The organism is Budvicia aquatica DSM 5075 = ATCC 35567 (assembly GCF_000427805.1).
Taxonomy (GTDB): Bacteria; Pseudomonadota; Gammaproteobacteria; order Enterobacterales; family Enterobacteriaceae; genus Budvicia; species Budvicia aquatica.
The window spans coordinates 1-9,559 of the sequence record NZ_ATYS01000082.1; the positions used below are offsets into that span (position 1 = coordinate 1).

A 9,559-nucleotide genomic window follows, 5' to 3' on the forward strand; every position below is an offset into this window, starting at 1 on the left:
ATTTCATTAATAAAAACATATTCCTACAGAAATACGTTTCTCATGGGGGACATACACGTAGGTGATATAGAGCTAAACGCGGTTCCAAGTTAAAACGATAGACGTTTTGTTACCGTTTAAACGTACCGCCATTAACCTGATAGGCTATTGATAAGCCAGATACTGCGCACGCCGCCAAGACTGATGTCCATACCGTAACGGTGGAAACAAATCCTTATCTACCTGAATGGGAATTCTACTTAGAGCAGCGCCGATTGAGCGCCAATGAAAGGAAACCATGCTGGGTAGGAAGGCGTTGCTGGCACTCTGGCTCAGGCAGGAGAAGCGTTGTCCGTTCTGTCACTAGCTAATCGCAACGGCAATAGGCTGGCGTGTTCACCATATCCACCCGAAGTATCTGGCAGGTGGTGGCGAGCTTGAAAATCGGGTAATGCTGCATCCGGACGGTCACATCGAGTGGCATATGAATTGTGATAACATGAAATTACATACAGTAGGTTAAAGGTAATACGATGGAAAAACACAAAGCTATCCTGCAAGCATTGGCAAACAGCTCATTGGGTGATTTTATAAATGAATCGTCAGATATGGATATCAACATCTTTGAAGAGTTATATTCTTCTGGGATGGTAACAGCCATTGCCTCTCGTGCCGATGATGGTAAGGAGTATCTTGATCCAAAGATAACCTTGAGAGGGCGAGAGTTCCTGACCCAACTATTGGCCAAACCTAAAGAATCGGCTTGGAAGGTATGGTTCAAGACTTGGTGGAAAGCCATTGTAGCTGTGACTGTTGTTTTAGCCTCCATTACTGCCTTTTTAGCTTCGATTGCCACCATTGCGGCATATTTCAAGTAATTGTGACTGCTGGCTCAACCCATCGGTTGAGCCTAATTAACGAGACAGCTTTGAACCTGAACTCTGCGCTGAAATGATATCTGTCGCGTCTGCTCATAACGACACCTGTTTGTGTTCTGACGTGATATTATCACCTCTATTCAGGTGGCCAAATTTACTCTGCCACTACATAATGCCTAGCGCTATGATTTATCAGCCCTAATCATGAAAGGGCATTGAGTTAACTGACGGTTTCTGTGGGCGTTACTCGCAATAAAGAACAGAAGATTCTTGGTAATGTTCAACGGCAATGACGGTCAGGCGTTCCGAATCCTGGGTATTTGGATTAACCTTGTCACCCACGAAAACAGGATTGACGAACGTATGAAGGTAGTTCGCGCTCATCGTCGGTGAGGCATTGATTCTGACAATTTCATACCTATATACAGTGCTCATTGGATGACCTTTTATTCATAGTGATGGACAGTTACGCTATTTTTTATCGTTCTGAGGATGATGATAAGCCCCTTAAGATAACCATCATTTAAATTATTGAAATTCGATACTTGACCAAAACATTATAACAATCTTATTACGTGAATTTATATATAAGAACAATCATACTTACAAACTGATTATTAATGAAAGGCATATCATTACTAATAACCGATTTAATCAAGTCTCTTGAGTCAATATCGATTTAATTTAATGCTCTAATGACTGACATGTCGGAAAAGTATAATTAATCTATCGGAGTGTTTTTGATGCACATCAATATTTTCGACATTAATCACATGTTTTCATATTCATTAGTGATTAACGGGTTAATTAAGTTACTACTGTTATATGTCATTATCATTCTTTCTGAAAGTGCAATATAACAGACTTGCAACTCAGTCATTGACTTTATTGGTTTATCTTTTGTTAATGCCATACGTTATGTAAGGTATTTTCTCATGATAAGAAAACTGGCTCATCATCTGGAGGGCCATACAGTAGTTAACAATAACAGGTCAGATTTCTCAATTCGAGGTGGTCCGTTCTTGTCGATGCACGGGTGAACTCACATCATCAATCGTATGCTTTATCATTTCTAATACCACTTGTTGCATTTTATAAAATAAAAAAATAATGTCATTAAGTATTAAGGCATTTAATTCTATTTTTTAAAGCATTATCACTATTTGACTTTAAAAAAATAATTTCCCGGTATAATTGTCCTCATGGTAAATCGTGCTGTTTTGAAATGCACCTAATATTGACGATACTAAAGCCAACACTATCGCCACTAACGATAAATCAGTGAGCAGTTGAGCCATCTCGGTAACGATTGACTTCAGAGTGTGGACCGGTCTGACTACGTGGGTTTTGATTGATAATAGCAGGCTCAGTAAGAAGGTTAAGTTTGCCACGCGGAAGTCTCACACCGATATTATCGATAAAATTTTCTGCGCCCCATATTCATCTCGGTGCCTGTACGTATTAACGACCTGAATCATTGATTGCTAATAATTAATTTGGGTAAGGCGATTTGGTTCTAACCGTACTGTGACTGAGCAAAATATAAAGGCTAAATAATATATCTGCTGCCAAATATTTAAGTGAAAAAACTAGTTAACCTTTTTATAGGGATGGCATTAATAAATGACTTTAATCTCATGGGGATATCAATGTCTAAAAATCAGGTATTATGCCGTTTTTGTAAAAAGTCAGAAGCAATTAGGAAGCACGGTAAAGGTCGGTCAGGCTACCCCCGCTATTTTTGCACTACCTGCAACAAAACGTTTCAATTGGACTTCATCTATAAAGCATATAAAGAAAGAGATAAACAAATGTTATCAAATAGTCTCTTTTTTCAGTAAGTTTCATTTTTAATTGATTAAGTCAGCTATGTTTATTAGTCTTTGGCGTTATCAGTATTTAACGATGCCTTTTAGATAGCTATTATGATATTGTTAGCAGCCTATTATAGTGATANCTAAGCACCCGATTNAATCACGANAAAATCTCTCAGCGACGTAAATACATTGATTGTCAGAATCATTATTATTGAAAGCATGAGTTAAATAGAGATGTGTCTCTTTATTTATTAACACGAAGTTTGATACCGTATTTTGAGAAACAGAGTCATTTTTCCAGCAAGAATTTACTCCGAGTTATTCTGGGATTTAACCTGATAACTCAGGATTATTGAGCAAAATCGAAGTCGGGTTAGTTTGCTAAATCGCTATTGGCGCCGAGGTTGATGAGGTTGATGAGGTTAATCGGTGATCTTTAGAGAGCGATGGCCTGATATATGTATTGGGCTTCGTAGTCGCAATTTATTCCCNTTATTTTGGAGGTGTCCCCTATGAACAAGCAGGATTGGCTGATGTGTTTACGCCGTTGTACATCAATTGAAACTCTCGAACGCATTATCGATAAGAATAGATATTCACTCANTGAGCAAGATATGGAAGATTTTAACTCTGCGTCCGATCACCGATTGGCCGAGTTAACCATGGGCAAACTGTATGATAAAGTACCTGCCTCGGTTTGGCAGTATGTGAAATAAGACAATGATTAATAGTGTTATAACTGCGAACACTATAAATTAGAGATATTCCCTTTCTTCTTGTTATAGGTTACCAGCAACTTACTCAAGCATAATGCTACCCACTTATAGATCGGAATTCATGTTCTGTTTTCATCCAGGATGATGGCCGACGGTTTTTACACCATCATTATAGCCCGTTTTTGTTCGGGGCTATTGGCCAACTCACTAATGTAACTTGCGCTTTGTGGGGCGAGCTTTTCGTGACCTTGGTATTGAAATGCCATTCGGCTAGCCTTGCCACAAACGCCTGAGTATCACCGACTATCTGAAATGAAATGGGCGTTATCAACAGCCTGCTCAGTAAATGCGTCGGTTAGCACCTGTTTAGTGTCGGGCTTACGGCGGGGTCAGTCAGTTGCTCAGGCTCATTGTTGGACCGATCTAGCAAGATATTTTCCCATCCCAGCGTATTCAATTGCCTGATGGCCCTCACCAACCTAAACAGATCGCTGTGTGTTGACTTATCGTCGGTGAATGAAAATCAGAACGTTCTAAGCCCGCAGGGTTTAGCCCATCGGTCATCAATGATATGGCCATGAGCGAAATGGACTATTTTTTGATTAATCCTCTTTTATTGTCATCTTACCCCCTTTATTCTCCTGCTAATTCAGTCTTCTCCAGTAATAACGCGAGATTGGTCTATGTGAACGATCGAAGTTTCAAAAATCTATAGTGACGAACGATCAATGGGTTATCCCGTATCCGGTAATATCCCAAGGCGCGGAGTGATGACGTTCATCGGCAGTGCCCGTCTGTGGGACGGTCGTATTGGCAGTATCATGGAACACAATGATTCATTAAACAGACAGGATAACGAGGTTTTTTCTTTATCGACAAGGTAGGTTGCTCCGATGACAACACCAAACTTAAAGGTGAGTTTATTCGGATTTGACTGTATCGATGAGAAATTAGAGGATAAATACGGTCAGGTGGAATTGTTACGCATTAATGCGCTCTCCCTGGCCCCCTTTTTAGAGGATGGCGCACAATTCGCGATGCAGTGCGTTAAGTCAGCTTGATGCGAGACCTCTCGCTTAATGAAACATCCTTTCCTATTCGACCTACTATTGGTCGGTCTTTTTTGTTGCTTAGATTAAACCGGTCCTGCCCAAATAAATCGTCACTGTTCGCGTATTGGTTTAGCGTCCTGTCATCGTAAAGTGAAATTTTACCCTCACGACAATCCTTTTGTATCGAATATTGACAGGCCTAATTTATCGCTAGTCAGCGTTGAGCGCTGACTCCGATTATCATCTTTCCGGGCAGGGTTATTCACTTTTTCTCTCTAGAATGAGGCAGACAGTTTCCACGTGACCTGAATACGCTTATTGATTGAGAGTGTGAACGTCCGGTTTAGGTTTAACGTTATCCGAAATCCGTCGTTTGCGGATGAACATATTCGTAACCAAAAATATCAATACCACCTAAAACGCGTACTTCAGATGAAGGTTCCCGGTGACCCCTTCGCGTTGGCCAACGTAACCCTGAACGCCGAGATTGAGCGTAAGGGGCTGACGTATCGTTGGGCGAAAATTGACGCCCAATTCCTGAATGCCACTGTTGCCTTTGAGTTCGGGGGCTTCTATCGCATAGCCGTAAACCGAAGCGCGGGCCTTACCTTCAAACTCACGCTCCAAAGCGGTGCCCACATAGAGTGTGGCCGCTTTTGTCACTGAATGGTTGTAACGCCCGCCAACCCGTAACCGATGCGAGTTCATCGACTCAAAATCGATATTGTCCGCAAAAACTTCAACGTGTTCGCTGCCCTGATGGGTCCAGAAGTATTGGCTGTAAACATCGAACTGGCTTTTGTTGTTCAGGTCAATAAGCTTACCCATACCGGCGTGCAAACCGGTGTAGGTGGCACTCATGTCGTACTGAGCACGCCGTCCAAGGTCGTCGGTAAAATCGGGACTGTTAAAGTCGGTATTGATCCGCCCAATGCGTGCTGAACCCTCTGTGTAGAAGTTTTCGGTGCTGGCGTGATGGGCAAGGACCCCCACACCAGTATAGCGGGTATCGCCACTGCCTTTTACCTCGGGAAGGGCATTGAAGCTGTTATAGGTGTTGATCGTGCCTTGACCCGTTTCAAAGAAACCGCCAAGGGTGAGTTCTCCAGCACGGGTATCTTGACGTCTTCCGGCCCCAACGAGTAGAGAAAAACCGTTGACCTTGATATGCGAACCGGTATCAGTACGGGTGCTGGTACCACTGACCACGCCAAAGCCGATGTTCTGGCATCGCGTCAAGGTCGTACAGTTTTCGGCGTCATGGATATTCTCAAGCAGGCTTTGGGTTCCCGTGCCGGCAGCTAGGTCAGCGGCATGTGTGAGGATGCTCAAACCGGCTACCTGAGCTTCGGTGAAAGCTTTGGTCTTCGGATTCACTCTAACCGGTGGGGTGGGCTCAACGGGCCGGCTGGGATGGAGCGGGGGGGGCGTATTGGTCGGCGGGGTGGGGATAACGGACGGCGGCGGTGTCGTATCGATGACCGAACCCAGAGTGATGTCCAGCGCGTTACCGTTTAAGGCGAGATTGAAGTTGTAGGTCATGACACCCACATTGGCGATCAGTGAGGCCCCGTTGTTTTCTGGCGGGGTTGAGACATTGTCGATCAAGGTGACGTAGTGACCTTGGGACAAAAGAAAACCGCCGGAGGCAATCCCCAAACTCTGCACCGTGCTACCCGTCAGGTTCACCGCATTCGTTGATTGTACAAGAACGCTACCCGTCGTTAGACCGTCAGGCAGCACAAATTGGTAATTCTGGAAGTTTTGAATACCGTTGACCCTGAGGGGGGCCGTTGGGGCATTGATTATCAGTGTGTTTCCCGTGAAGATATCTCCGCTCCCGGCGATGTTATTCCCGCCCACGAGTGTCGCCATTATGAGGTTGGGGTTGCCCGAGAGGGTAATGGTGTTGCTGGTAGCGTTGCCACTGGCAGTGTACCCAGCAAAAATATTACCGGTCACCTCGCCGCCGCTGAGGCTAATGCGGTTTCCCGTCGCGTCACCATTCACGGATAACCCCCCAACCAGTGTTGCCATCTTACCTCCCGTGACTGTAATGCTATTGCCGGTGACATCATCCTTGCCGTAACCAGCGTAGATAGTCTTGTCAAGCGTTCCTCCCTCGATGTACACCTGATTTTCAGAGGCCTCGCCCCCGTTTGCAAACCCGCCATAGAGACTGGTACTGGCATTACCTTTGATAGTGCCGTCTTTGATAATGACGACATTCTCGCTGGCCGCCCCAGCTGTGCTGTATCCGCCGTAGACGGTGCCCCCCGCCGGCCCACTGCCGATAAGGGCGGTGCCGTCAACAGTGACCGTATTATGGCTTGTCGCCAGCGCGCTCCAACTGCCATAAATACTGCCCGTCGTCTCTGCATTCTTGACGTTGACATGATTACTGCTAGCTTTACCGTTCGTTGCATCGATAGCATAACCCCCGATAATCCCGGTCACCTTCCCGCCGGTCACTGTGACGGTGTTCCCATGGGCATAATTTGAACCACTACGGCCGCCATAAACCCAGCCGTTGACTGCCCCCCCCGTCATCAGCACCTGGTTTGCCTGTGCGTAACCGCTGACACTGTAGCCGCCGTAGAGACTGCCGGTCAGGGAAGCGCTTTCGCCAAGGCTGGCGTGATTCTGGCTTACATAGCCTCCATTTATTGCACTATAGCCGGCGTAGAGCGAAGCTGCCGTTGCCGTACCGCTTATCGACGCCTGATTTTTGTACGCGTTTCCCGTGCCGCTAACGCTACCACCGATAACATTCCCCGAGATGGTGCCACCTTCGACAATAGCAACGTTTTCAACCGCATCGCCTGGCCCCTCCGTGACTTGCGCACCGATGACACTGCTCACGACCGGGGAATATCCCTGCTCCGCTTTCAGCGTAACGCTGTTTTTTTGCGCGCTTCCGCTCACGGTAACCGTGGCGCCGCTCTCTTTGCCGACATTTCCGCCGATGATGTGTTTGGCGGTCACTTGTCCGCTGAGCAGGACAGTATTGCCATCAACCCACCCGGTTGCACTTTGTCCGCCTAATACGGAACGATATCCGCCATCACTGGCGTTAATGGTACTGTTGCCGCTGATGACGACTGAGTTTTGACGCACATCCCCATCCTTGTTGGCCAGCCCACCGTAAAGGTCGAGAGCCCCCTGAGTGATATTGCTGTCAGTCAGAATGACTTTATTACCGCTTATCGTGCCTGCGTTGTAGGTCAGTCCACCAAAAATGCTATAAACAACGCTGGCTCTGGTCACGGTCACCGTATTGTTGGTCACATCGCCAGTATCGCTTGCTCCGCCCCAAATTATCTGACCAGCAGTGGCGCCGCTCTCAACTATCACGTGGTTACCGGTAGCCATCCCCGCAAAGCTTTGCCCGCCATAAATTCCGTTTCTCACCGTACTGCCACTTTGCAATGTGACGGTGTTACCGGAAGCCTCCCCTACCCCTGCCTGTACATGGCCGCCAGTGATGGCAGAATTCGTTGTGCTGGACGCGTTAACTGCCACGGTGTTGTTTTGCGATGACCCTTCCTGACTGAGGCCGCCGAAAATAAAACTCGGCGAGGTACCGCCGGCACCAATATTCACACTCACGCTGTTCCCGGATGCTAACGGGAAGAGGGTCGTGCCAGGGAATAGCATGGTGGGATGCGATATCGAAAGCCAGACGGGATTGGTTTGCAGAACACCAACGTCGCCCGTGTAGATAACCAATGCCGCGACAGCGTTTTTTTCAACAGCCGTAGTGAGAAAAAGAAGACAACAAGCGGGGCCAGTGAGATAGACAAACCGACGCAATAACGGACACAGTGCAATGCAGTGCTGTGTTCTCGATGAGTCAAGTGTACCGTTTTGTTGATGAGTTGCCCATCGCACTAGAGAGCGCATTGAGTTTGTATAAAAAGAGATAATCTTTGCCGAGATGTGGTTCATACGTATCCTTTTTAAAGGAAGCCGGCTATTTTGCAACGCGCTATATGCAGGAGGGAGCTCGGTCAGGGTTAAAATCAGGCGGCGACTGGGTAGTTCCATGTACACAGGTCACCCGTGTTTTTATACTATTGTGAATTCTGCTTACGCCACCCTATTTCAGGCTATTGTTTTCGTCAATCGGGTTTGCGGTGGACCTGACGGTCTTTGCCAATTTTGCGTTGTCGGTAGCAATTTTAGTCGTTGTGTTGGTCAGGACATTGACCTCAACCCCTGGCAAGGTACGTGAAAATCGGGGTGCCAGACGATGGACAGTCATGATGGATTTAACGCTCAGGACAATGAGACCGTTGCTTGACCGATGATGTGGATGTTATTGGTGGGGTGGCGCTGATGATAGCGGGATACTCAAGGGGGAGTTTATGCAAAGTGCCCGTCAGTCGCTATGGGGCTCAAGACGACGGTCTCGTTCTTAGTTTATAGTCATACGGACTTACTGCCTGACGATGGCTTCTAGGCGGTCCGGCAGACCACCAACCAGCACTAACTGATAGTAGGTCTGTCCAGCATAAGTAAAGCAGGCCAGCTCTTCTAATCACTCATACCGGGCGATGCGGTAAGTCAGTACCTCATTAGGATGACACATTCGCGCATGCTTTAGCAGATAATCCAGCGCCGCCTCTTGGGGCAGTATTAACGCAAGTGGGTTCGTGGCTGCACAAATTACAGGGGGGGGAGCCATCTCATTAATCCCCGCCGTGAGGACAGACGCGGGGGAACGTCATTCAAAGGGGAGAAGATTATAGAGCGGAAGACTGATTGTTATCATTACTGATCTGGTCTAATAATCGGTGACACTGACTTAAGAGGATATAATCCTTGAACAGGAGGTGCCTATGGCCCGGATAACACGTAAAAAGTACAGCAAAGAATTCAAGATTGAAGCAGCCAAACTTGTCTGTGAGCAGGGATTTTCATGTGTCGAAGTCGCCCGACAACTGAACGTCGCCGACCAAAATATAAGTCGCTGGGTCATCGATTACGAACAGTCACGGCAAACCGAATGTCTGGGTGAAAGACCTCGCAGCGAACTTGAAGCTGAATTACGCCGCCTTCGTGCTGAAAATGAAGAACTCAAGCAGCAGAAGGAAATCCTAAAAAAGGCCACTGTA

At 46.6% G+C, this 9,559-nt stretch carries 6 protein-coding genes; 5 read left to right on the forward strand and 1 reads right to left on the reverse strand.

Going from position 1 to position 9,559, the window contains the following annotated elements; all coding sequences use genetic code 11:
• Positions 1 to 512 precede the first annotated feature (512 nt).
• From YWE_RS0119830 to YWE_RS30605, 4 genes are all read left to right on the forward strand, one after another.
• Complete coding sequence (locus YWE_RS0119830) at positions 513 to 857, forward strand: hypothetical protein (RefSeq protein ID WP_029096075.1); 345 nt, start codon at positions 513 to 515, stop codon at positions 855 to 857.
• 1,649 nt (positions 858 to 2,506) lie between these two features.
• Positions 2,507 to 2,698 carry an IS1/IS1595 family N-terminal zinc-binding domain-containing protein gene (locus tag YWE_RS32040; protein ID WP_428829284.1) on the forward strand — a complete coding sequence of 64 codons (192 nt, stop codon included), beginning with the start codon at positions 2,507 to 2,509 and terminating at the stop codon, positions 2,696 to 2,698.
• A 488-nt stretch (positions 2,699 to 3,186) separates the two neighbouring features.
• Positions 3,187 to 3,390 (forward strand): hemolysin expression modulator Hha, encoded by a 204-nt coding sequence (hha, locus tag YWE_RS0119850; protein WP_029096078.1) that lies wholly within the window; start codon positions 3,187 to 3,189, stop codon positions 3,388 to 3,390.
• An 893-nt stretch (positions 3,391 to 4,283) separates the two neighbouring features.
• Complete coding sequence (locus YWE_RS30605) at positions 4,284 to 4,451, forward strand: hypothetical protein (RefSeq protein ID WP_154661432.1); 168 nt, start codon at positions 4,284 to 4,286, stop codon at positions 4,449 to 4,451.
• A 405-nt stretch (positions 4,452 to 4,856) separates the two neighbouring features.
• Here the strand turns inward: YWE_RS30605 and YWE_RS0119870 are convergent, their stop codons facing one another.
• Positions 4,857 to 8,489: an autotransporter domain-containing protein gene (locus tag YWE_RS0119870; protein WP_084167141.1), complete on the reverse strand. Its 3,633-nt coding sequence runs from the start codon at positions 8,487 to 8,489 to the stop codon at positions 4,857 to 4,859.
• Positions 8,490 to 9,283: 794 nt separating this feature from the next.
• Here YWE_RS0119870 and YWE_RS0119875 point away from each other — a divergent pair.
• Positions 9,284 to 9,559 (forward strand): transposase (locus YWE_RS0119875; protein ID WP_029096080.1); only part of this gene is annotated, 276 nt, incomplete at its 3' end.

Excerpts from the sequence above, each read along its gene's own strand:
- YWE_RS0119870 (WP_084167141.1), bottom strand. The coding sequence starts at position 8,489 with ATGGAACTACCCAGTCGCCGCCTGATTTTAACCCTGACCGAGCTCCCT.
- YWE_RS0119830 (WP_029096075.1), top strand. The coding sequence starts at position 513 with ATGGAAAAACACAAAGCTATCCTGCAAGCATTGGCAAACAGCTCATTG.
- YWE_RS30605 (WP_154661432.1), top strand. The coding sequence starts at position 4,284 with ATGACAACACCAAACTTAAAGGTGAGTTTATTCGGATTTGACTGTATC.
- YWE_RS32040 (WP_428829284.1), top strand. The coding sequence starts at position 2,507 with ATGTCTAAAAATCAGGTATTATGCCGTTTTTGTAAAAAGTCAGAAGCA.